At 45.0% G+C, this 231-nt stretch carries 1 protein-coding gene; it reads right to left on the bottom strand.

What is annotated here, in order from left to right; translation table 11 throughout:
• Positions 1 to 194: hypothetical protein (locus tag E0702_RS19470; RefSeq protein ID WP_205742153.1), on the bottom strand; the 194-nt coding region annotated here is incomplete at its 3' end.
• Between the last annotated feature and the right edge of the window lie 37 nt (positions 195 to 231).

Genomic DNA, 231 nt, shown 5'->3' with positions numbered 1-231 from the left:
TCATCCGGCGAGTTTTCGTCATAACAGAATATGTACTCATCGCCATATTCCGGAGGGTCAAAGACTGGCGGTTCATTAAGATCTTGCTCGTGTAATTTGACCGTAATTGGCGTGTCGTTAACACCATCAGAAGCAACTACGGTAATTTGATGCTGATTGCCTAAGGTTTCAAAATCATTGGTAAAGGCTTCCACGCCCGCTTCCGTCAATGAGATATTACCGTTGGCGTCA

Source organism: Halomonas marinisediminis, from assembly GCF_004347715.1.
Lineage (GTDB): Bacteria > Pseudomonadota > Gammaproteobacteria > Pseudomonadales > Halomonadaceae > Halomonas > Halomonas icarae.
This window is presented reverse-complemented; position numbering and strand designations above follow the sequence as displayed.